General features: G+C 55.1%; 29 protein-coding genes, 1 tRNA gene and 3 pseudogenes. 11 read left to right on the top strand and 22 right to left on the bottom strand.

From position 1 onward, the window contains the following. Positions 1 to 16: 16 nt before the first annotated feature. Positions 17 to 535 (bottom strand): SmpA/OmlA family hypothetical protein, encoded by a 519-nt coding sequence (locus tag AB4N76_RS06760; RefSeq protein WP_046031540.1) that lies wholly within the window; start codon positions 533 to 535, stop codon positions 17 to 19. A gap of 319 nt (positions 536 to 854) precedes the next feature. On the opposite strand from AB4N76_RS06760, the pseudogene mgtE reads away from it, so the two are divergent. Next, positions 855 to 2,296 (top strand): annotated as a pseudogene (gene mgtE / locus AB4N76_RS06755) (magnesium transporter). A gap of 103 nt (positions 2,297 to 2,399) precedes the next feature. On the opposite strand, the gene AB4N76_RS06750 reads toward mgtE, so the two are convergent. Then, positions 2,400 to 2,726, bottom strand: coding sequence for an Arc family DNA-binding protein (locus AB4N76_RS06750; RefSeq protein ID WP_028620557.1), 327 nt, complete (start codon positions 2,724 to 2,726; stop codon positions 2,400 to 2,402). 386 nt (positions 2,727 to 3,112) lie between these two features. Between AB4N76_RS06750 and phnN the strand changes: the two genes are divergently transcribed. Beyond that, entirely contained in the window at positions 3,113 to 3,685 is a 573-nt protein-coding gene (gene phnN / locus AB4N76_RS06745; protein WP_046031542.1) for a phosphonate metabolism protein/1,5-bisphosphokinase (PRPP-forming) PhnN, read from the top strand. Here the strand turns inward: phnN and AB4N76_RS06740 are convergent. Together AB4N76_RS06740 and AB4N76_RS06735 are read right to left on the bottom strand one after the other, a co-directional pair. Then, positions 3,660 to 3,839 carry a PA3371 family protein gene (locus AB4N76_RS06740; protein WP_046031543.1) on the bottom strand — a complete coding sequence of 60 codons (180 nt, stop codon included), beginning with the start codon at positions 3,837 to 3,839 and terminating at the stop codon, positions 3,660 to 3,662. The genes phnN and AB4N76_RS06740 overlap by 26 nt on opposite strands. A 23-nt stretch (positions 3,840 to 3,862) precedes the next feature. After that, positions 3,863 to 4,064, bottom strand: a pseudogene (locus AB4N76_RS06735) (hypothetical protein). A 326-nt stretch (positions 4,065 to 4,390) separates the two neighbouring features. Between AB4N76_RS06735 and AB4N76_RS06730 the strand changes: the two are divergent. From AB4N76_RS06730 to AB4N76_RS06720, 3 genes and pseudogenes are all read left to right on the top strand, one after another. Further along, positions 4,391 to 4,467: transfer RNA gene (locus AB4N76_RS06730), tRNA-Arg, on the top strand. 118 nt (positions 4,468 to 4,585) lie between these two features. Further along, positions 4,586 to 4,657 (top strand): annotated as a pseudogene (locus AB4N76_RS06725) (hypothetical protein); the annotation flags it as partial. A gap of 45 nt (positions 4,658 to 4,702) precedes the next feature. Next, positions 4,703 to 5,728 (top strand): hypothetical protein, encoded by a 1,026-nt coding sequence (locus AB4N76_RS06720; protein ID WP_460164678.1) that lies wholly within the window; start codon positions 4,703 to 4,705, stop codon positions 5,726 to 5,728. Between the two features lie 23 nt (positions 5,729 to 5,751). Here the strand turns inward: AB4N76_RS06720 and AB4N76_RS06715 are convergent, their stop codons facing one another. Beyond that, positions 5,752 to 6,363 (bottom strand): recombinase family protein, encoded by a 612-nt coding sequence (locus tag AB4N76_RS06715; RefSeq protein ID WP_460164301.1) that lies wholly within the window; start codon positions 6,361 to 6,363, stop codon positions 5,752 to 5,754. Positions 6,364 to 6,564: 201 nt separating this feature from the next. On the opposite strand from AB4N76_RS06715, the gene AB4N76_RS06710 reads away from it, so the two are divergent. Together AB4N76_RS06710 and AB4N76_RS06705 are read left to right on the top strand one after the other, a co-directional pair. Continuing rightward, a complete protein-coding gene (locus tag AB4N76_RS06710; RefSeq protein WP_460164300.1) occupies positions 6,565 to 7,509 on the top strand; it encodes a hypothetical protein in 945 nt (314 codons plus the stop codon). Continuing rightward, positions 7,488 to 7,769, top strand: a complete 282-nt coding sequence (locus AB4N76_RS06705; protein ID WP_460164299.1) for a hypothetical protein — start codon at positions 7,488 to 7,490, stop codon at positions 7,767 to 7,769. The genes AB4N76_RS06710 and AB4N76_RS06705 overlap by 22 nt, the downstream gene beginning before the upstream one ends. A 98-nt stretch (positions 7,770 to 7,867) precedes the next feature. On the opposite strand, the gene AB4N76_RS06700 is transcribed toward AB4N76_RS06705, so the two are convergent. The 12 genes from AB4N76_RS06700 to AB4N76_RS06645 all read right to left on the bottom strand — a co-directional run bounded on the left by AB4N76_RS06700 (position 7,868) and on the right by AB4N76_RS06645 (position 13,869). Next, a complete protein-coding gene (locus AB4N76_RS06700; protein ID WP_460164298.1) occupies positions 7,868 to 8,296 on the bottom strand; it encodes a hypothetical protein in 429 nt (142 codons plus the stop codon). Positions 8,297 to 8,359: 63 nt separating this feature from the next. Next, on the bottom strand, positions 8,360 to 8,965 hold the full coding sequence (locus AB4N76_RS06695) for a tail assembly protein (protein WP_460164297.1): 606 nt from the start codon (positions 8,963 to 8,965) through the stop codon (positions 8,360 to 8,362). A 19-nt stretch (positions 8,966 to 8,984) separates the two neighbouring features. Beyond that, positions 8,985 to 9,332, bottom strand: a complete 348-nt coding sequence (locus AB4N76_RS06690; protein WP_460164296.1) for a hypothetical protein — start codon at positions 9,330 to 9,332, stop codon at positions 8,985 to 8,987. Then, the gene (locus AB4N76_RS06685; protein WP_460164295.1) at positions 9,329 to 9,529 is read right to left on the bottom strand and encodes a hypothetical protein; all 201 of its coding nucleotides are present in this window, start codon (positions 9,527 to 9,529) and stop codon (positions 9,329 to 9,331) included. The genes AB4N76_RS06690 and AB4N76_RS06685 overlap by 4 nt, the downstream gene beginning before the upstream one ends. After that, positions 9,516 to 9,935 carry a hypothetical protein gene (locus tag AB4N76_RS06680; protein ID WP_460164294.1) on the bottom strand — a complete coding sequence of 140 codons (420 nt, stop codon included), beginning with the start codon at positions 9,933 to 9,935 and terminating at the stop codon, positions 9,516 to 9,518. The genes AB4N76_RS06685 and AB4N76_RS06680 overlap by 14 nt, the downstream gene beginning before the upstream one ends. Next, positions 9,932 to 10,378: a DUF5681 domain-containing protein gene (locus AB4N76_RS06675; protein WP_460164293.1), complete on the bottom strand. Its 447-nt coding sequence runs from the start codon at positions 10,376 to 10,378 to the stop codon at positions 9,932 to 9,934. Before AB4N76_RS06675 ends, AB4N76_RS06680 begins: the two co-directional genes overlap by 4 nt. Before the next feature lie 3 nt (positions 10,379 to 10,381). After that, positions 10,382 to 11,185, bottom strand: coding sequence for a hypothetical protein (locus AB4N76_RS06670; protein ID WP_460164292.1), 804 nt, complete (start codon positions 11,183 to 11,185; stop codon positions 10,382 to 10,384). A 22-nt stretch (positions 11,186 to 11,207) separates the two neighbouring features. Further along, positions 11,208 to 11,393, bottom strand: coding sequence for a hypothetical protein (locus tag AB4N76_RS06665; RefSeq protein ID WP_460164291.1), 186 nt, complete (start codon positions 11,391 to 11,393; stop codon positions 11,208 to 11,210). Continuing rightward, a complete protein-coding gene (locus tag AB4N76_RS06660; RefSeq protein WP_460164290.1) occupies positions 11,390 to 11,581 on the bottom strand; it encodes a hypothetical protein in 192 nt (63 codons plus the stop codon). Before AB4N76_RS06660 ends, AB4N76_RS06665 begins: the two co-directional genes overlap by 4 nt. A 9-nt stretch (positions 11,582 to 11,590) precedes the next feature. Then, the gene (locus AB4N76_RS06655; protein ID WP_460164289.1) at positions 11,591 to 11,770 is read right to left on the bottom strand and encodes a hypothetical protein; all 180 of its coding nucleotides are present in this window, start codon (positions 11,768 to 11,770) and stop codon (positions 11,591 to 11,593) included. A 687-nt stretch (positions 11,771 to 12,457) separates the two neighbouring features. After that, positions 12,458 to 12,829 (bottom strand): hypothetical protein, encoded by a 372-nt coding sequence (locus AB4N76_RS06650; protein ID WP_460164288.1) that lies wholly within the window; start codon positions 12,827 to 12,829, stop codon positions 12,458 to 12,460. Between the two features lie 377 nt (positions 12,830 to 13,206). Further along, on the bottom strand, positions 13,207 to 13,869 hold the full coding sequence (locus AB4N76_RS06645; protein ID WP_460164287.1) for a DUF4145 domain-containing protein: 663 nt from the start codon (positions 13,867 to 13,869) through the stop codon (positions 13,207 to 13,209). Positions 13,870 to 14,101: 232 nt separating this feature from the next. Between AB4N76_RS06645 and AB4N76_RS06640 the strand changes: the two genes are divergently transcribed. The 3 genes from AB4N76_RS06640 to AB4N76_RS06630 all read left to right on the top strand — a co-directional run bounded on the left by AB4N76_RS06640 (position 14,102) and on the right by AB4N76_RS06630 (position 14,955). Next, a complete protein-coding gene (locus AB4N76_RS06640) occupies positions 14,102 to 14,323 on the top strand; it encodes a hypothetical protein (protein WP_460164286.1) in 222 nt (73 codons plus the stop codon). A 144-nt stretch (positions 14,324 to 14,467) separates the two neighbouring features. Then, positions 14,468 to 14,653 carry a hypothetical protein gene (locus AB4N76_RS06635; protein WP_460164285.1) on the top strand — a complete coding sequence of 62 codons (186 nt, stop codon included), beginning with the start codon at positions 14,468 to 14,470 and terminating at the stop codon, positions 14,651 to 14,653. Next, positions 14,650 to 14,955, top strand: coding sequence for a hypothetical protein (locus tag AB4N76_RS06630; RefSeq protein ID WP_460164284.1), 306 nt, complete (start codon positions 14,650 to 14,652; stop codon positions 14,953 to 14,955). Before AB4N76_RS06635 ends, AB4N76_RS06630 begins: the two co-directional genes overlap by 4 nt. Before the next feature lie 297 nt (positions 14,956 to 15,252). On the opposite strand, the gene AB4N76_RS06625 is transcribed toward AB4N76_RS06630, so the two are convergent. The 3 genes from AB4N76_RS06625 to AB4N76_RS06615 all read right to left on the bottom strand — a co-directional run bounded on the left by AB4N76_RS06625 (position 15,253) and on the right by AB4N76_RS06615 (position 16,301). After that, positions 15,253 to 15,681 (bottom strand): hypothetical protein, encoded by a 429-nt coding sequence (locus AB4N76_RS06625; RefSeq protein WP_460164283.1) that lies wholly within the window; start codon positions 15,679 to 15,681, stop codon positions 15,253 to 15,255. A 64-nt stretch (positions 15,682 to 15,745) separates the two neighbouring features. Continuing rightward, positions 15,746 to 15,946, bottom strand: a complete 201-nt coding sequence (locus AB4N76_RS06620; RefSeq protein WP_460164282.1) for a helix-turn-helix domain-containing protein — start codon at positions 15,944 to 15,946, stop codon at positions 15,746 to 15,748. A 154-nt stretch (positions 15,947 to 16,100) separates the two neighbouring features. After that, entirely contained in the window at positions 16,101 to 16,301 is a 201-nt protein-coding gene (locus tag AB4N76_RS06615) for a helix-turn-helix domain-containing protein (protein ID WP_046042354.1), read from the bottom strand. 164 nt (positions 16,302 to 16,465) lie between these two features. On the opposite strand from AB4N76_RS06615, the gene AB4N76_RS06610 reads away from it, so the two are divergent. Continuing rightward, positions 16,466 to 16,846: a hypothetical protein gene (locus AB4N76_RS06610; protein ID WP_460164281.1), complete on the top strand. Its 381-nt coding sequence runs from the start codon at positions 16,466 to 16,468 to the stop codon at positions 16,844 to 16,846. 112 nt (positions 16,847 to 16,958) lie between these two features. Here AB4N76_RS06610 and AB4N76_RS06605 read toward each other — a convergent pair whose 3' ends face one another. Continuing rightward, positions 16,959 to 18,170, bottom strand: a complete 1,212-nt coding sequence (locus AB4N76_RS06605) for a phage integrase (protein WP_460164280.1) — start codon at positions 18,168 to 18,170, stop codon at positions 16,959 to 16,961. A gap of 219 nt (positions 18,171 to 18,389) precedes the next feature. Beyond that, positions 18,390 to 18,935 carry an autotransporter outer membrane beta-barrel domain-containing protein gene (locus tag AB4N76_RS06600; RefSeq protein WP_080943049.1) on the bottom strand — a complete coding sequence of 182 codons (546 nt, stop codon included), beginning with the start codon at positions 18,933 to 18,935 and terminating at the stop codon, positions 18,390 to 18,392. Positions 18,936 to 18,953: the final 18 nt, after the last annotated feature.

The raw sequence follows: 18,953 nt of genomic DNA, 5'->3' as shown, positions 1-18,953 counted from the left end.
AACAGAAAGCCCGCATTTAATGCGGGCTTTTTGCCGTCTGGGATTTGGCTTTTCCTTTCGTACATCCTTTCTCGTCGAACTCGACATGTGCGCTGCGACCTCGCTTGGTGTCGTAACGGTAACTCGTTGATGAATTCCTGATACTGATCTTGTCTGGCTTGCCGAGAGCGCTCTCGACATCCTGTTGGCTCATGCCGGCAACGACTCGTTGATTGATGATCGCTTCGCGCCGTTTTCTGGCGTCGATCAGATTTCCACATTTGTCCTCGGCTTGACCCACAATGGTCGGCGCTCTGCTTTTGCTATTCCTGCCTGATTTTTCAGTGCTGTCGGCGTTCGGCATGAGCGCCATCACGCTACCGGGGGTGAAGGGACGCACCTCCTGCACTGACAGACTCTCTGCGTCCGTGCAGCTCATGGTGGTGAAGGTCAGGTGCCCGTTGGGTGCCTCGCACCGGTGGACAGCCGCCGCATGCAACCAAGGCGACAGGCAAAGCAGCGCGCTCAGCAAAAAATAGTAGGAATAAGGTGACATTTGGCGTCCTCCATGACGGTCGATATCAAGGGTAGCTGCTACATTTTTTGAGAGCGGTGTGTTTTCTTTTCAGAATGAGTCGTCGCAGTTTGATAGATAAGGTGGCGCTCAGGTTTGGCTTGCAAGCGCTTGTTTCAGCCACGATTTTTTAACGTTTAAAACCGTTGGGCGGTGTATCATTGCGCCCGTCAGCCCCGCCGGGGCTTGTGGAATACATCCATGGACTTACCCAGTAGTTACTCAATACCCCGTTTTACCAATCATGAATTGACTGATTGATCCTTCCGGCGTGCCCCGCTGCTGGGAGTGGAGTTCGCCTATGTCCGAAGTTGAAGTAAAGAAAACGCAAGAAAGCCTGCAGGACCGCCTCGCTCAAGTTGTTGAGCTGTTGCAGCGTCAGCGGGTTGTCGAAGACCTGACTCATCGCCAGGAAGGTCCGCACCACGACCGGGTCGAGAACCTGGTTCACCGGCAGAATCTCGTCGAGCTGCAACGCAAGCTCGATGATCTGCACTCCGCCGACGTCGCCTACATCCTTGAAGCACTGCCGCTGGACGATCGTCTGACGCTTTGGCAGCTGGTCAAGGCGGATCGTGACGGCGACATCCTGCTCGAAGTATCCGACTCGGTCCGTGAAACCCTGATCGCCGACATGGACGATCACGAGCTCCTGGCGGCGGCCAAGGACATGGACGCCGACGAACTTGCTGACCTGGCTTCCGAGCTGCCGCGAGACGTCGTCCACGAGCTGATGGAAACCCTCGACGGCCAACAGCGTGAGCGCGTTCGCTCCGCGTTGTCCTATGACGAGGAGCAGGTCGGTGCACTGATGGACTTCGAGATGGTGACCATCCGTGAGGATGTCAGTCTCGAAGTGGTCCTGCGTTACCTGCGCCGTCTCAAGGAGCTGCCGAGTCATACCGACAAATTGTTTGTGGTCGACTATGACGGCGTGCTCAAGGGTGTGCTGCCGATCAAGCGTTTGCTGGTCAACGATCCGGAAAAACAGGTTTCGGAAGTCATGGCCAGCGATCCGGTGAGTTTTCACCCGGACGAGGACGCCTACGACGCTGCTCAGGCGTTTGAACGTTATGACTTGATCTCTGCCCCCGTGGTCGACAAGAACGGCAAGCTGATCGGCCGTCTGACCATCGACGAAATGGTCGACCTGATTCGTGAAGAGAGCGAAAACGAAGTTCTCAACATGGCGGGTCTGCGCGAAGAAGAAGACATTTTGCGTCAGTCTGGAAATCCCTGCGTAACCGTTGGGCCTGGCTGGCGGTGAACCTGATTACTGCGTTTATTGCTTCCCGGGTAATTGGCCTGTTTGAAGGCTCCATCGAAAAACTGGTCGCGCTGGCGGCACTGATGCCGATCGTCGCCGGTATCGGTGGCAACTCCGGTAACCAGACCATCACCATGATCGTGCGGGCCATGGCCCTGGATCAGGTCAGTACCGGCAATACCTCGCGACTGATGCGCAAGGAGCTGGCGGTCGGTTTGATCAATGGCCTGGTCTGGGGCGGGGTGATTGGGGCAGTGGCCTATATGCTTTACGGCAGTTGGTCCCTTGGCGTGGTCATGACTGCCGCCATGACGCTCAATCTGTTGCTGGCAGCATTGATGGGGGTTTTGATTCCAATGACCCTGGCGCGACTTGGGCGCGACCCGGCGATGGGCGCGAGTGTAATGATTACTGCCATGACCGACAGCGGCGGATTCTTCATCTTCCTCGGGCTGGCGACGATCTTTCTGCTCTGACGTGTACGCTTTTGAAAACCCGCCCAACCCGGCGGGTTTTTTATTGCCAGATTTCAGGCAAAAAAAAGCCAGCAATTATGCTGGCTTGAGCTTTCGGGATGAATCAGGAAGCGTCGGCGGCCAATTCGGCGTCGTGGGCAATCAGCGACACGAGAGCGTTTTGTTGGCGGTGAGAGAGTTGACGAAAGCGTTGCAGTAACTCGCGTTCGTGCAATGACAGTTCGGGGCTGTCCAGGCGCATGCTCAATTCTTCGCCCAGTGCGCCTTCCTGAATAAGGCTCTGCTCAAGGCGCGCAATGATTTCGGAGTTCATGCTGCGATGATGATTGCGAGCCACCTCGGCAATGCGTTCACGCATTCCGTCTGGCAGACGTACGACGAACTTGTCAGCCGTACGGCTGGAATAAATTGCCTGTTTCAATGGGCGCATATATTTAACCGGTTAGTTCAGGGGAGCGGTTCTCGGGATTGGCCGCAGGATGTCTGGTAGGACAAGCGTTATGGCCAAATGTTCAACCTGAATTGATAGAGGCGCGCATCATGCCTCAAAGCAGCCAGATCATTGGCGTCAATTCTGTGACAAATATTGATCTGGGTAAAGGCGTTCTGCCAGCACCCATTTTCAGAAATGCGGACTGGTTGGAAAAATTTGCCCAGCGCCGCATCGCTGAATGCATCCTTTGCCTCCGCAGGTGATGTCCGAAAACGCCTGAAGGTGCATGCTATAAGGATTCGATCCTTGATCCTTGTCTAATACAGAATAGTGGCAAATTGCCGATTTACTAGGGGCTCAAGTGTCGTGGGGGATGATTCAGGATGGATGGCAGGCTGATTTATCTGATGGGGCCTTCCGGATCCGGCAAAGACAGCCTCATTGAAGCGGCTCGAATACCGTTGCGCTCGATGAACTGCGAAGTGGTGCGTCGGGTCATCACACGCTCGGCCGAGTCTGTGGGTGAGGATGCCATCGGCGTATCCCGCGAAGAATTCGAGCGTCGCAAAGACGCAGGGGACTTTGCCTTGTCGTGGCATGCCAATGGCCTGGGTTATGGCATTCCGATTCAGATTAATGATTGGCTCAAGGGCGGTCGTCACGTACTGATCAACGGTTCTCGCGGTCATTTTGCCGAGGCGCTACAACGCTATCCCGCGCTGTTGCCGGTAGTGTTGACCGTAAAGGTTGAAGTGTTGCGCGAGCGCCTGGTGCGGCGTGGCCGCGAGAGTCTTGATGAGATCGAAGCGAGACTGCGGCGCAATGAACAATTCGCCGCTAACGATTTACTCGATAATACGCAGGTCCATCGACTGGATAATTCCGGGGAGCTCTCTGTCACCGTTGCCAACCTGCTGCATCTACTGACACTCAACGCAGAACCGGATCGAATTTGATTTTTCGACCGGCAATCAATGCCAGCACAAATAAGCCACCAAAAACGCCGCAGGCAATCAGGGGCAGGGTGACCACCGATTCCTGAACCATTGCCAGATGAAGAATGCCGCTCAGTAAGGCAAGGATCAAAAATCCTGCAGCTGATTTGGACATGCTGTGCTCCTGATAGGGATGATTCAAAATACAAAGCGTTCTGAAGCCTGCGACACGGGTGTACCTTCCTGGCTCGCATCCTGGCGAATAAAACCGTGCTGATCATTCATGACCGCTAACTGCGGGGCTTTTTGCAGTTGCAGGTAATGCGGCATGCGCTGAGCAACCTGCGTCGCACTGCTCTCGGGGGGCAAAATGAAAACCCGCCAGGACTGCAAGAGCGATTGCATTCGAGAGTAAAGGGCGCGGTTCATGAGGCTCACCTCAGCTGTTCTGGAGAACATTCTTGAGAACAGCTGAAGCAGCCCGCGTGCCAGGAGTTTAACGGCTATTAAATCCTTTAAAAACAAAGAATTAACTTATCTTTGAAAACGGCCTGCGTTGCAAATTGCAATGATGGCATTTTGAGAGGATGCAATTTGCACGGTAAACGAACCCACCCTCATGCGGGCGTCTGCCTACAGTTAAAAAGCCCTACGGACGACATGACAAACGCAGGCCTGCCCGTTAACATGCAGGCCCTCCATCGCACCGCAATGCGTGCGACTTGTGTCCCAGTAGCTCAATTGGATAGAGCATCCCCCTCCTAAGGGGAAGGTTGGCAGTTCGAACCTGCCCTGGGACACCATATAAATCAAGCCTTTCAAGCCGTCAGCCGAAATTGTCATTTGCCTTGTGACAGCAGGGTGGCAGCAACAGGCACAGAAAGCCCCGCTAGGAAATTACCCTGCGGGGCTTTTTTCGTAATGATGCTAGCTGGCAGGCAAGGAGGCTTTGTGAAGTACGGTAGAAACGAGCAATGTTTTTGTGGGTCAGGCAAAAAATATAAGCATTGCCACCTGGGGCGTGAGCAAGAGCCGCGTGTGAATCCGTGGGATGTCAGCGCAACGGTTCGAAAAGACTTTTCTGTAAAGCTGTGCTCTGCCCCAGATGCAATGTTAGGTAGCTGCTCCGGCAAGATCGTGGCTGCTCATACGGTCCCTAGATCCGGAAGTTTGAACAAAATTGCTCGAGATGGGCACGTCCTAACATTCGTACCATCCTTTGAAAATCTAAATAAACATAATGGGATGCTTTACCCTGAACTAGTAGGGGTTGGCAAAGCATCCACATTCTCCGGATTCTGCTCGGTACATGATGACGGGTTGTTCGGTCCTGTCGAGAAGGAAGCATTCACGGGAAGCCAGAAGCAATGCTTCCTGCTGGCTTATCGTGCGTACGCTAGAGAGATTTATACGAAGCGAGCGGCAGCGAAGACATCTAAGTTGCACAAGGATTTGGATCGAGGCAGATCGCAAGATATCCAAATGTCTATCCAAATGTTTAGCTTCACACACGGTCTTGGTCTGGATGCCGCCCTGAGAGACATCAATCATCACAAGCCGCGTTTTGAGGCTCCTCTTTTGAATGATGACTACTCTTCAGTCCGATCCTACATTGTCGAGATTGAAGGTCCTCCACCGGTAATGTGCAGCGGTTCGTTTGCTCCTGAATATGACTTCGATAAGACCCAACTGCAGGATATGGTGGACATCACCATAACCCCTCATATGCTTAGCGTCACTTCGTTCTACGGCGGGGCGAGTGGTCAAATCGTCTTCACGTGGCTGTCGGAGGATGATCCAGTCTGCATTCCAGTGATTGAAAGCCTGGAGCGTATAAGCGACCACGATCTATCGTCGAGGATGGTCGCCTTCCTATTTGAAAATTTTGAGAATGTGCATATTTCGCCAGATTGGTGGGACGCAATTGGCAAAGGGTCGCAATCCGCCCTTATCAACCGGATGATGGGTGATATGGGGACTATGTTCGGTGCGCCTCGCTCTAAGAAGCTGAAATGCGAGGTCCCTCCGTGGTCAGTAATTAGTCGGCGCCGCGTGGGTTGCTGACATTTAAACCCCGCGAACCATCGTCAACTCATATCCCTGACTCTTAGTACTGTCGTGGTTGAGCAGTCAGCGTGCCGGGCAGTGGCTCGGATCCCCAGCCCAGCCTTAAGTAACTCTTTAACGCGCCTGTGCAGATCGGAGTCGACCGGTCGGCCTTGGTACTTGCCAGCAGCTTTAGCCTTCTCGATACCCTGAGCCTGGCGCTCGCGGCGCTGCTCATAATCCTTCCGCGCGATCGCGGCCATCATTTCCACCAGCATTGAGTTGATCGCCCCCAGCATCCGGCCAGTGAACTCGTCACCCTTGGTGTCCTGCATTCCCTGGTGGCTGGTTGGCAGATCGAGCGCGACGATGCGCAAGCCCTTGGAGTCGATAGCAGCCTTGAGCTTCTGCCAGTCCTCCACCGGTAAGCGGGAGAGCCGATCTATCGACTCCACCAGCAGCACGTCACCCTTGCGCGCATCTTTGAGCAGGCGCAGCAGCTCAGGGCGGTCTGCCGTGGCTCCGCTGGCGTTCTCCAGGTACACGCTCGCAATGACCTTGTTGTGGTCGGTGGTGAATTGCTCGAGTGATACCCGGGCGCGGCCGGCGTCCTGCTCTTCGGTCGATGCTCTGAGGTATGCGCGGATGAACATGATGTGCGTCCCGTATCAGTTAAGGTGTCTCACTAACACTGTTGCACTTTGAGTGTTACTTATCAAGCGAAAAGGGCAAATAAACGCAAATTTGCGTGTATCAGCTCAGGCATACCCATTTGCTCCATAGACAGGATGGTGGCGAAACAGTAGCTTCAGCGATCAAGTGATTGAAACCAACAAAAAGGGACAGTGCCGCCGATGACGACTTCCGCCTACCAAGAAAATCCTATCCGCGCCACCGTGCAACAAATGTTGGGTATGCGGAAAATGCCGGAGTTTTCGTCTGAGGCGCTCGCAGAAAATGAGTCGTTTGCCTTCGCGCGCGATAAAATATTTGCCATTCTCCAAACGCTAAAGGATCTCCTGGAGGAAACGCCGGCGGTGCTCGCTAGCGTCCCTGGGATGTCTGCAATCAATGCGAACCTGCAAGCGCCTCTTGCAGAAATGGCGAATTTTCTTGCGAACGGCAATGGGGGACACCTGACTAATGCCGCGTCGCAGTTAGAGCAGAATGTGATGTCTCAGTTTTGGGCATTTACGCCGCCGCTACCCTTTGTGGCCGAAAGTACATTTCCTGCTCTACTGAAGTCACAGTCCGACTTTTCGCAATCAGTTATTCGAGAGTTGTCCGGGCAGCGAGATCAGCTTGCGAAAAATCTGGAGGTTGTCTCCGAGAAGAGTGACGCCCTTGCAAAAAGGCTCGAGGATGCCGCCGAGGCAGCCGCCCGCGAGCGAGCTGAAAGTGCCGCTACGGTAGCCAAGCTGGAGCAAATGTTCACTCAGGCCGAAGGTGCTCGGCAACTTGCCTTTGACACAGCACTTGCTGAGCAGCAGAGATTGCACAAAGAGGAAATGGATCTCGAGGTATCCGTAGCCAAAGATACTCTTGCAAAGCTGGGGGCATTTCGGGATGACGCCGCACGTATCGTGCAGGTAGTCGGTAATATTGGGGTGACGGGAAACTACCAGCGAATCGCTAACACGGAAGGTGAGAGTGCAAACTTCTGGCGATGGGCAACCGTCATAATTTCGGAGCGGGCATCGCAATTGCGATCGCTACATTTATCAAGTTTTGGCACGAGCCATTTTCGCAAGATACTGCGATATCGGTACTCATTCGCTTGTTCTACGCCATCGTCATAACGTCGCCGGCGATATACACCGCGCGGGAATCTGCTCGCCATCGCACCAATGCCGATAGAGCTAGGCAGACAGAGTTGGAACTTGCTTCTATCGGGCCGTTCATTGAGCTTCTGCCAGAGGAAAGCAAGGTCGCCATTCGTACTGGGCTTACCTCAAGCTATTTTGGTCGAACCACCGAACCGCATACAGTCAGCAGCCCACTTGATCCAGAGCACATCAAAAATCTCGTCGAAATATTGAAGGCGGTCAAACCTAAGTGAGTAAGCAAAGTGTTGAAAGCCCCACGCAGTGTAGGTTTCAACAAACTGTGTAGTTTTCGACACGGTGGACGATCAGGGATATGGGCGAAAGCCCGAGGTTACTTAGCGTAGTCAACGTATGGGCCCAGATAGAAGCCTTGCATATCCCCATTGATTCGATAGATGGATTCCTTCCCAGGCTTGACGTTGGCCGCGACTGTTTTGATTGCCGCGCCCGAACATAAACCTGATTCAGCAAGCCCGGTGCCGAGATTTACAGTGCCTTCGGGTAGATTGAAGGATGCCTTCTCGCCTGGTCCGATCTTGGCTGCGCGCTGCCCATCGATGTACAGCATGATGTCGCAACCCGATCCGACAAATCCGTCATCCCTGAAAACCGTTAGGCTTCCCGAGTCTTTCGAGGCAGCGTTTTTGAATCCATAGACCTCGTCAGAGGGAACCGGCTTCGCTTTTGAAACCGGCATCGGTGACGTCGCACAGCCACCCAAAGCCAGTGCTACCAGCCCCGCCGCAATAATCCTTTGCATGGCTTAACTCTCCTAGGGAAAAGGCGAATGTATCACTGGCCCCGAGTCATTGCAGAACTTCGCTCATGCCGGAATCGCCTCTGCCCATGTTCCAACCGCAACAACGCTGGAGCCAACCAGCATCTGCCCGTAGACGATGGGGACCGGTAGGCCTTGTTGGGTCGAATTGGCTGCGCCGTTGAACAGGTAGCTGGGCTTATTTTCGGTCGTGGCTTGTTCTTGCTGGCCGGGGGCTTTTGGGACCGGCGAGAGCATTTGCATCACGCCGCCGATAGCTAACGAGATGCCCATCGCGATTAAAGGAGCACCGAATGGAGTTGCCGAGGCAAGGGCGCCGACGACGATTAGCGCAACGCCTACGACTGTCTGAAACAGGCCACCATTTTTGCTGCCCGCAATGACCGGAACAATGCGGATCTCAGTTGTGCCGCTCAACGTAAACTCAGATTCGCCTACATTTTCGCGATTACGGAATATGGCGTAACGAAGACCCTTGCGGGCTGAGTCCCGGATGAAGTCCTCGAATCCCGGCAAAGTGTGTTTCAGCGCACTAAAAGCCTCGATGGTTGTTCCGGTTTCCAGCAGTCGATCGATCTTACGGCCAAATTTTTGAGCCAGGCTGCCTGATAGGAGAATGCGGGTCATGGGTCGTTTGACGATATCGCTCATTTCTACACCTCAATAATATTTACGTGGGGCTGGGAGTGGGCACAGTTACGCCCAAGCGGATAGCCAACAGGTTTCGCGACATCAACGCCTGATCGTGTTGCAGTTGCTCCCGCTTAGGGTCGTAGTTCCATATCCGGTCATAGATCCCCTGGTACGCCCTGGCGCCGCGGAACGTTCCTCTGAGCAAGTCAGCTGAGACACGGGCCTCTTCTTCGGTGAGATATGGGCCGTCGATGGTCACCTTCTGGCCGTCGCGAACGTGCTGGACATCCCACGCCAGGTATCCAGACTCCGGGCCTTTGGCCATGTGATGTGATTGAAACTGAGTTGTCTTGCACGCCTCGGCGAAGCGCTCTTGGTAGGTCATTGATCGTTACTCCAGGTAGTCGGTGAGAGGGCTTCGTCGAAAGCATCCTGGAGAGACGGTTGCGGGCGTGTTTCACCGCCGCCTGCCGCCGCTGCGCTCAATTCGTCCATGAGGTCGCTAATTGCCTTCACGTCACTATCGGTACGGGCTTGGCCGGCCTGCTGGCGCAACTTTGCGAGCTCGCTACGGACGTTCATCGCGGGTCTCCATGATCTGCTGGTGCTGGTCGGCCACGTAGTCGGCCAGGGCGACCCCCTCAGGCGGTCGCTGGAACATCCAGGCATTAACCGGGGGAAAGGGGCGCATATCCATCACGCCGACCTGGGGGCGCATACCACTGCGCTCTGTGCTGATGACGTGGCAGATCATCGACTTCGCCATCTCCTCGGCCTCGGCGCTGCTCATCTCACTCAACGGGAAGTACAGAGGAACGCTCACCCCGGAAATGCGGTAATCGACGACGTGGCCGACGGTTTCCGGCAAGTCCATCGGCGTCTTGCTGCAATTCACGATCGCCAGGACGATCAGCACCACCATCTCTTCGTCGGCGCCGACCTTCTCTGCAATGCGTTTGATTTCAGACCGAAGTGCTTTGAGGCTCATCGCTGCATTCCCTCCATCTGTTGACGAAGCTCTTCGACGGCCTTCTGCAGCTCTACGACCTCGATCACCCGGGCCACGGCGCCCAGGCCCTCGATGAGTGACTTACCCTGATCGGGTGCGAGCTGCCCGCCAGCGACGGCGCGCATGATTGAGCGCGCGGCGCTGGGCAGGTCGGTATCGTCAAATTCGAATTGCACGGGCTCGGAGGTCGGCTTGATCGGCGGCACCAGGCGTTCAAGGATCAGGCGGCAGGCCTGCATATCGCCCTTCTTGGCCGCCGCCAGAACCTTTCGAGTGACAGCATCAGCGCCGGCGGCAAGTTGCGCGCGAATGGCTTGGGTCTGTCCGGAACGCCCGCCTGGGTTGCCAGAATGGCCGGGGGCGAACCTCCCGCCAGCGACTCGCTCCGGTATCGCCTCAGGGAGTGGCGACGGCTTAGCCAATGGTTACAGCTCCTGTGCGGCGGTGCTGCCATGGATTTGCTTTTTGAGCGCTTCGTCCTCGGCGTCTGCCTCTTCTTGAGCGCGCGCCAACCGATCTTGAATACGCTCAATAGTCGACTCAGCGGGGCCCTTCACAAGCTCCTTGGCGCCCTCGCCGGCCATCTCGACACGCTCATCAAGGGTAATTCCTGCGTCCTTACCGATGATCTCGAATGCGTGCTGAAGTGTTTCCTGCGCAGCATTGACGGCCTGGTAGAGGTCCTCCAACTCATCAGCCTCGCGTGGATTAGATCGCGCCACCGCCTCCTTGACGATGCGTGCGTACCATTCGCCACTTATGCCTGTTAGCTCCCTTGGCAGCCGCAGAGCCGCGTCGGTGTACGCTTTCTCCGTCCCCATCAAGAGAATGGCATTTCGTTCGGCGGGCCCCATAGCGCGGAGCTGGGCCGCCAGCGCGATGTCGATGTGTACTGCGGCCGGATCGCTGTCGCGATAGGACTTCACCGCCGTCATCTTGCTGGCGCGCTCGTCGACGTGCCCCTTGAACACTTCGAAATTGCGCTGCAGTTGCCCAAGGAAGTACAAACGATCCTTGGCAGTGGCGCGGGCGTCTTGCTTTTTCGCTTGTTCCGAAAGACGGCCGTCGTTGTTGATGTTCTGGGTCGCGATGCTCAAGCCCTCGACGTGGTTCCGAGCCTCGCGAGCAATCGAGAACAGGTCCTTGAATGGCCCGTCCTCGCGGGTTGGCCAAAGTCCAATAATGCGCTCGCGGCCGCCGATGGTTGCTCGAAGTTGTTTAACTGCCATTACGAAATTCTCCTGGTGAGGGTCAGTCCCAGCGCCGTGGCGCAAGGTCTTTCACATCGACATCGGCCAAGTCCATGACGCGAAAGTCGACATAGCCATTCCGGCCGTGAAGGCGATAACCGCCTGTTGGAACTGGATCAATCCGAACGCCGAGAACTCCGGCGCGCTGACGCACGATTTCGCGGATTTCTTCGACGCTGTTTTTCATTGGATCGAGTTTCCGTAAACCTCGTCGCCGCTCTCCACACGGATGCGCTTCTTGATCGCGCCTGCAACAGTGGCCACGTGGGAGCGGGCGCTTTTCAATTGAGGATCGACGCTGTATTGGTCGAGAGTGGCGTCGACTTTCTGAAGCAGGTCGAGCGCGTAATTCATGTCTTCGATGGCTTTGGCCATGGGTTTCACCTATGCGGTAAGGGTTTCGGTGGTGGCGATCAGGGGGCGGTTTTCAACGAGCGCGATAAGCAGAGCACTTGCCTGAACACTGCCCTGATCCGCCGCGGCGCGTAGGCGCCCCCAGGCGGCTTTGACTTCGGCGCGGGTTGGTTTGGCCTGGTGGCCGCGGGGCTTGTTGGTGATCGACATGATCTGTCCTCGATTAGCTGCTGGAAGCCGTACAAGACTCACATTAGGGCTGATCTGAGCTTATATCCAGTGCTTTTAGGGTGCACCTAAGGTGCTACACGGAACGGGACTTAACGGGACTGAAATAGTTGGTTTGGAGGGGATCGAGAAGGGGGTTTTCGTTGCAGTAAGTAGCAGGCAGGCAAAGTGATACAGGGCTGGGTTTTCAGCTCAGTCCATCCTCAATTTGAGGTCGGGTAATTACTGGAGCGCTTCGGAGAATGGAGGGAGCGGGATGGGGAAGACCTGACCTCCCATTTCGGTATGGCAGGTGTCGCGACACGTTTTGCGAATAACGAAAACGTGTCGCGGAAAGGGACAATTTCGGGCAAGTGATTGATCCTGCTCAATTCTGTCAGACTGACAGAATTGAATGGGGTAGCGTTTCGCGGCCCCATGGCTCAAATGTGAGCCATGATCACAATTGAATTGGGCCTGTCAGGATGATCATGCTGAATCTGGCCACTCGGATTTGAAGTCCATGTGGCAAATGTACGCAAGTCGGAGATCGCCGGCAGAAGATGCTCCGAGCTTTCGGCGTATCAACCCAAAGTCTGATTAGGGTGATGTGTCCAGATTTGGACGGATCATTCCCCAGTAGGAGAATACCCGCGATCACACCTGTTCCGGCCTGCTGTCAGGGTAGGCCTACTCATCCCGCCAACTATCAACAGGTGCGACAATTCCCTTCGCGCGCATTCGTGCTATGAAAGGTACGCCGTCACCCGTGAGGTGACTTCCGTCGAGTAGCTCTCCACTGTTCGGCATGGCTGCGGTTAACGGACCTCCGTAAATTTCGTTGTGGTATTCAAGGCAAGCCTGGCCAATGCCCTGGCCCTTGCAAGCGTCGAGCGCTAAGTGGCAAATGTAGAAGTAGACTTCGCCCGAAAAGCCGTCCTCCCGCTCATCAATGTCGATCGTGCCGACACGCTTACCGGCTTTTCCCACATATATCCTATGCGTGTCCTCGTCGATCTCAATCTCATAAATCTCGCCGCGCGCTGTAAACTCTTTGATCATTTAAGGCTCCTATACGCCAACCGATCCGGAGGACTATCTCTTCCCACTACTGGTTACCGAGTGCAGATATGCTCAGTTTTGAGCACATCTATTTGGACGGCTAACGTTAGATAACGGTTAAGTAACGGTGGGAGCGTTACCCGTCGGAGGAATCGGCTGAAAACTTAGCCTATCAGTGAGACCAAGCCGTCTCACAGAGACCAAATCGTCACACATCGCGATATTCCACTGTCGGAGCGGAGTATCGCAGGGCTTTTACCTGAGCAAGGGAGATGTACTCAAAACTGAGTGTATTGGTGAGATGCGCGGAATTCTGCTCACATCTCTCCCAAGCACCCGATGTGCTCAGCTTTGAGCACATCTCCATGCATTGTTGATCACTGAAGAGTCGCCGCGAGGAAACGCTCGACGTCATCAATCATGCCCCTCACATCCGCGACCGTGAATTCCTCCGGCTTGCCATGGGCGGCGCTATTGCGGATTGCGGCCAAAGCGGTGATTCGCTTTTTCTGACTGGCGTTGTATGCGCCGGCCTTGGCCAGGTCATCGTTCATTTTGTTGAGGCTACCGTGCTCTAGCTTATGGGTGGAGCACCGATCGCGCAAAGTCGTTTCCAGAACAACTCCAGCAATGACTGCTGCTGCTGTTGCGTAACCCGACTTAAGGAGCTCTTCGGCTTGCTCGAGCTCGCTTGTGAATACTTCGGCTTGCACCAGGTTTCGAAGCGAATTTAGATGCCCTCCCTCGAAATCCTCCTTAACTGCAAGAAAAACCGCCCTGAGTTGTTTCAGAATGTCGTAGTTGGTTGAGAAGCCGGGGGATTTCTCAGCAGCAATGAAACTGGTCAGTTGTTGCGATGATTCCCCGCATGTGTTGATAAGAAGCGTTTTTGCTTTGACCTTCCAGTTGAGCAGCGCATTTTGGTCGACGTATATCGAGGCTGCCCCTGTAATCGGGCTGGCCGCACTTGTCTTGGCCGCCGCGACTGCCTCCAATTGCTCCGCGAGTTCAGAGAACCGCTTTTCGAACAGCTTCGTCATTTCGAATTCCTTCTCCAAGTAGGGGTAGATCCCCCGGGCAGATACTAGCCCGAGCCTGCGACGTTAGCATTCGCAATCGAGTGTCCTCCTCGATCCGACCACTTCCGGATCTCAAATCCAGATGTGAGCAGAAAACCGCGCATCTTCGACCTGAAATTATTTTGCATACCCCTATTGCGTTACCCGTAACGAAGGATCGCTATTGCTCCACGTTACGGGTAACGAGGTAAGCATGACAGACAACAAGAAGACGAAGACCACGACCGAGCGGCAGCGGGAGTTCAGGGAGCGACAGCGCGAAGCTGGATTCAAGCAACAAACGCTCTGGATTCACTCGGAGACGCTGGAGGAAGGCAAGCAGGCTGCGCGGGATGGCAAGCCACTCAAGCCGATGGCGTCGAAAGACCCCTTGAGCTGGGCAGCAGGCTGGATCAGCGAGAAGGGTAAGCAGTAGATGCGGGGAAATCCCGTATGTCGATCGGCTGAAAATTTAGCCGATTGATCGATGGTCCAGAAATGGGCCATCACAGAAGAGGTGCCAACCCGGTGCGCGAACACCGGGATGGCGATCACACGACGAAACTTGAAGGTACACGTCATGCAATTTAATCAGAATACCATCCAAATCCTCGATGCGCGTGGGGAAATCATCGGCACCATGGTGCTGCCCGCCAGCATCAAATTGAACGACCTGGCCCCGCTTAAAATGCTGGGCGCCATCAGCGTGAAGGTTGTTCCTTTCTCCGCTCCATTCAGCGGTATCAGTGCGGGGGGTGTGCAATGAGCCGCGAACTGATGGTAATAGAGCCTGAGCACATCGAAGGCCAAGTTGTTTCGGAGACAGCCGTCCTCGATGGGCGCGATATGTGCTCGATGAACTTCGCCCGCTTAGAACACGACAGGTTGTCGAAGATATTGTTAACTTTCGTGATCCCTGCAATGGGTGGGTACGACAACGAGCTGGCGTGCGACATCGCGCGACACCTAGAACAAATCCAAACGTTTAGCGGCAATTACTGCTGGCGCCACCGGCACGTTGGCTCTGCATGGGGAGAAGTAGGCAAGCGCCCTGGCCTCGATGACTGACAAACCACGAAAGTTTCGTAGTAACCAAGGCACTACCCCGCAACAGGGTGGTGCCTTTTCCGTTAATCCACGGCAGTGCCCCCGCCTGCGAATACCCCCGCCTCACCTCAATGCAACATCCAAGACTGGCCGGTATGGTTGGTATATATCTAAAAGGGTGTGCACTTTCTGCACAGGTAAAAACCCGATTACGGTGCACTTTCTGCACACGATGGATCATGTTTAAAACTGATCGGGACTGAACGGTACACACAGAATTGCCACTGTGTGCAGAAAGTGCACCAGTCTTAGTGCAGTTTATGCACCGATAGAATTCGAATCGAGAAGGGTGGGCAGTGGCTTTGGCGGCGTGCGTGTTGGTAGCAATTCGAGGTATTTCCCTGGGCATTCATCGATAGGAAGCCATGACAGCGCGTAAAGCGCGCAACGTGCGCCCTGACGACCGAATACACTGGTGCGACTGAGCATGATCCAACCGCCTGACTCCAGCTCTTCCAGCGCTCGCTGCAGGGTGTGAGCTGACCCAATTCCCCATTCCTTTGCCATTGACCTGGTCGCTGACAGGTCGCCATTGTTCTGCCCGTTGTATTGCGCTAGTAACTCAAGGATGACGGCGCGTGACCATGGTCCGAGCGCGCGAAATCCCACCGACTGGATCATTCGCCTTTGAATCATGGCGAACGGTGGTGTTTTTGATTTCTTGGCTTTGGCGTTTCTGGTTGCCATTAAACGCTCGCAAACAGGCGCAAAGACCACCTCACAATTGAGTTGGTCCTGCGAGTAATGGCTTTTAGGAGGCTTCGCGCATCAGGATGTACTTGGCCACCCGGTGAGGGGGGCGGCCTGGCTCCGTTGACTGATAGGTCCAGTAGGTGCGGATCTCGAAACCCCTTTTCCTGAGGCGCCGGATCGTGTTTGGCGGCTGGACGATATCCAGTTCTTTGGCGGCCTCGATGGTTGATACCGGCCCGGTTCGCAGCGCTTCGATCATCTTGCGGTCTTGCTCAGTCGAAGAATGGCGTGTCATAGTTTGCCCTTCACGTTGGTGCTATCCAGTGTGTTTTCGCTAAGGCGGTGCTCGAACACCGCCTTGGCAATCTTCTGCGCAGCCCTGCGCAATACGTCATCCTTATTCTTTTTGCACTTCACCGCGCGCCGTCCTTTGCTGCGCGCTCGATCCAGGCCTTGAGCTCCGTCATCAAAATCAGACGGCGCCGACCAAGCTTGAAGGCCTTCAAGTCCCCGGACGCAATCAGTTCATATACGCCCGACCGGGAATAGCCGACGATCCTTGCTGCATCTTCGACGCTCACTGAGAGGGGGGCGATTTGGTGTGCTTGTTCCATAGGTTTCTCCAAATGCCCATCGAGATTGATCGGGCGATGTGAGAAGCCTATTGCTGTATTTGCTGTACGTCAACTGCAATCAGAAGCTGAATATGAACGCATGGACTTCGCCGGACGCAAAAGGTAGGATTCGATTTAGGCGTAAATTGACAGGTGTTGACGAGATGGCTAAGAACAAGCCCAGCCAAGGCGCACGGAAGACAGAGACCTTGACGTTACGTCTTGACCCTAAGGTTAAGATGATGATCGAGATGATCTCGCGTATTCGTCGGCAATCCATTACGGGAGTGGTGGAAGCGGCAATCGAAGAAATTGCGTTCGATTTGGATGTACCTTTTTTCTATGGAAAAGAGACAAGCACTTGGTCGCTTTCCAGTGTCATCACCGAAGTCTGGTCGACCGATGAAAGCGAAAGATTCATTAATACGTGCTATCACCTGCCTACGCTGCTCACTTACGAAGAGCAGCGAATCTGGGAAACCATCAAGGCGTCTAAAGTTTTCTTGGCCACAGACGCAACGATTATGGAAACTTTTGGGAGATAGAGGGGGTTGGTCGCATTGACCGCTTTAGCGTCCGTATTTGGTGGACTTATCTTCTCGAGCACGTAGACGAACACAAGGATAGTCGAACCATCGTTCCGTTCGAGCCGCCATTCTAAATCAGCTCGACCGCCGCAGCCTTAGTACCCGGTGCCAAATGCGCGTAGCGCAAAGTCATTTTAATATCGGCGTGCCCCAGCAGATCCCGTACCGTGTTGAGCGGTACGCCGGCCATTACCAGGCGTGACGCGAAGTCGTGGCGCATATCGTGCCAGCGGAAGCCTTCGATCTTGGCGCGCTCCAGCAGATTGAGCCAGGCGCTTTTAACGTCCTCCAGGCGGCCGCCGGCCTGACTCGGGAAAACGTACCGAGACTTCCCGACCTGCTTTTTCCAAACCTCCAACACGCCGAAGGTTTCCTTGTTCATCGGGATATGTCGCGTGTCGCTTGTTTTGGTGGTGGCGCCGGCGGCGGTGATTGTCTTCGTTTGGAAGTTCACCGCCGACCATTTCAAGTCGAACAGCTCGCCGCGCCTCATGCCGGTGTTCAGCGACACCAGCACCATGGGCTTCAGGTGGTCAGTGAATGGCAACTGCAGCAAACTTTGCATCTGCTCTTTGCCGCGGTCAGCCCGCCACTTGTTTGCAGTCTCCCGCTCGGCCCGCGCTTCGTCTTGGCGCGCGTCCAGCGCTTCGCGTAGGCGCTTGGTCTCGTCGGCATCCAGATAGCGGACCAGCCCCATGGAGTCGACCTTGAGAGCTTTGAGCTTGTCCATCGGATGTGCGTCGATGTACTCCCATTCAACGGCCCTGCTAAATAGGCCGCTAATCGAGCCCATTTTTCGGTTTACCGTCGATGGCTTGTTGCCTGACTGCATCCATCCGGTGCGGATCTGGTCCACGTCGCGGCCCGTGATCGCATCGAGACGCTGAGACATGATCGTTTCGAAGTTGTTGTCGAGCGTGTGCAGGGTCTTCTCATGCCCTTTGTGGTGTGTCTTGAACCAAGGCATATAGGTGTCGTCGATGAATTCCCGCAAGGAGGGCAGGGCGGCACCCTTGCGACCCTGGGTAACTGCCAGAGGCTCCCCGTGGGCGTGCGCATCGGCCAGGTATTGGGCGGCCTCGGTACGCGCTTGATCGAGCGTCACAACCCCAACGCGGCCGAGGGTGGCATTCTTGTTGCGGCCCCAGGTGACCATGTACGATTTATGTCCGCTCGGCAGCACGCGGATGAACAGGCCGGGCTGTACAGTGTCATGTACGCGGTACGCCCTCGGCTCAGTGGGCAGGCTGTTGATAAGCTTTTGGGTGATCTTCGTTTTCAAGCGATACAGCTCCGTGACAGCACCGTGGCAGCAAAAATAACTATACGGGGCCGTTTTCACGGACACAACCGGACTCGAAGCCCAATGAATAAGGAATTGGCCAATGTCTGCTGGGGTTAATATGACCCTCCTAAGGGGAAGGCTGGCAGTTCGAACCTGCCCTGGGACACCACCTTCCTTTCCACACCGATGACGTTCCTTTTGCCGCTCCGGCCAAGGTCAGAAATCGTATTTCACCCCCAGCATGCCCTCATAGCTATGGCTGTCGCCATCAAAGGCCTTCTGATAGCCGGCTGAAATATAGAACGTGACTTTCTTGTCGGCCTGATAATCGACACCCAGGTTGGCCTCCCACCAACTCCCGCCAATATCCGCCTCGAAGGGTACGAAGCCGTCGGCCGAGGAGAGTTCGGTTTTGGGTTGCCCCTTGAACTCATGCCAGACACTGGGACGCAGCCAGCCATTGGTGCGCAATGTTTCTCCTTTGTCATTTTCGCGGAACCAGTCTTTGGCAAGGCGCACGCCCAGGCGGCCAATCAGCGAGTCGACATCCCTGAAACGTACGTCGGCAGCAATGTCATTGCTGTCATCGAGGTCGATGTGCGAATAGATCAATTGGGCCTGCGGTTCGAGGTAGAGGTTTTCGTATTTGTCCTCACCTTCGCCCTTATCGATCAAGAACGGGTAGCCGCCTTCCAGTGAGGCTGTATAACCCCGGGATTGACGGCGTTGACTGTCACGGTTGTACCGACCGGTACTGTGCAGTTCGTGTTATTGGCCACC

This window comes from Pseudomonas sp. S2_F03, assembly GCF_054668335.1.
Note: the sequence above shows the minus strand (reverse complement) of the source record. Positions and strands in the feature narration are given on the sequence as shown.

Coding starts and splice junctions, on each gene's coding strand:
- AB4N76_RS06615 (WP_046042354.1), bottom strand. CDS start 16,301: ATGGAACAAGCACACCAAATCGCCCCCCTCTCAGTGAGCGTCGAAGAT.
- AB4N76_RS06690 (WP_460164296.1), bottom strand. CDS start 9,332: ATGACCTACCAAGAGCGCTTCGCCGAGGCGTGCAAGACAACTCAGTTT.
- AB4N76_RS06710 (WP_460164300.1), top strand. CDS start 6,565: ATGACGACTTCCGCCTACCAAGAAAATCCTATCCGCGCCACCGTGCAA.
- AB4N76_RS06655 (WP_460164289.1), bottom strand. CDS start 11,770: ATGTCGATCACCAACAAGCCCCGCGGCCACCAGGCCAAACCAACCCGC.
- AB4N76_RS06610 (WP_460164281.1), top strand. CDS start 16,466: ATGGCTAAGAACAAGCCCAGCCAAGGCGCACGGAAGACAGAGACCTTG.
- AB4N76_RS06640 (WP_460164286.1), top strand. CDS start 14,102: ATGACAGACAACAAGAAGACGAAGACCACGACCGAGCGGCAGCGGGAG.
- AB4N76_RS06625 (WP_460164283.1), bottom strand. CDS start 15,681: ATGGCAACCAGAAACGCCAAAGCCAAGAAATCAAAAACACCACCGTTC.
- AB4N76_RS06685 (WP_460164295.1), bottom strand. CDS start 9,529: ATGAACGTCCGTAGCGAGCTCGCAAAGTTGCGCCAGCAGGCCGGCCAA.
- AB4N76_RS06695 (WP_460164297.1), bottom strand. CDS start 8,965: ATGAGCGATATCGTCAAACGACCCATGACCCGCATTCTCCTATCAGGC.
- AB4N76_RS06630 (WP_460164284.1), top strand. CDS start 14,650: ATGAGCCGCGAACTGATGGTAATAGAGCCTGAGCACATCGAAGGCCAA.
- AB4N76_RS06660 (WP_460164290.1), bottom strand. CDS start 11,581: ATGGCCAAAGCCATCGAAGACATGAATTACGCGCTCGACCTGCTTCAG.
- AB4N76_RS06760 (WP_046031540.1), bottom strand. CDS start 535: ATGTCACCTTATTCCTACTATTTTTTGCTGAGCGCGCTGCTTTGCCTG.
- AB4N76_RS06635 (WP_460164285.1), top strand. CDS start 14,468: ATGCAATTTAATCAGAATACCATCCAAATCCTCGATGCGCGTGGGGAA.
- AB4N76_RS06645 (WP_460164287.1), bottom strand. CDS start 13,869: ATGACGAAGCTGTTCGAAAAGCGGTTCTCTGAACTCGCGGAGCAATTG.
- AB4N76_RS06650 (WP_460164288.1), bottom strand. CDS start 12,829: ATGATCAAAGAGTTTACAGCGCGCGGCGAGATTTATGAGATTGAGATC.
- AB4N76_RS06680 (WP_460164294.1), bottom strand. CDS start 9,935: ATGAGCCTCAAAGCACTTCGGTCTGAAATCAAACGCATTGCAGAGAAG.
- AB4N76_RS06715 (WP_460164301.1), bottom strand. CDS start 6,363: ATGTTCATCCGCGCATACCTCAGAGCATCGACCGAAGAGCAGGACGCC.
- AB4N76_RS06750 (WP_028620557.1), bottom strand. CDS start 2,726: ATGCGCCCATTGAAACAGGCAATTTATTCCAGCCGTACGGCTGACAAG.
- AB4N76_RS06620 (WP_460164282.1), bottom strand. CDS start 15,946: ATGATCGAAGCGCTGCGAACCGGGCCGGTATCAACCATCGAGGCCGCC.
- AB4N76_RS06665 (WP_460164291.1), bottom strand. CDS start 11,393: ATGAAAAACAGCGTCGAAGAAATCCGCGAAATCGTGCGTCAGCGCGCC.
- phnN (WP_046031542.1), top strand. CDS start 3,113: ATGGATGGCAGGCTGATTTATCTGATGGGGCCTTCCGGATCCGGCAAA.
- AB4N76_RS06670 (WP_460164292.1), bottom strand. CDS start 11,185: ATGGCAGTTAAACAACTTCGAGCAACCATCGGCGGCCGCGAGCGCATT.
- AB4N76_RS06700 (WP_460164298.1), bottom strand. CDS start 8,296: ATGCAAAGGATTATTGCGGCGGGGCTGGTAGCACTGGCTTTGGGTGGC.
- AB4N76_RS06740 (WP_046031543.1), bottom strand. CDS start 3,839: ATGTCCAAATCAGCTGCAGGATTTTTGATCCTTGCCTTACTGAGCGGC.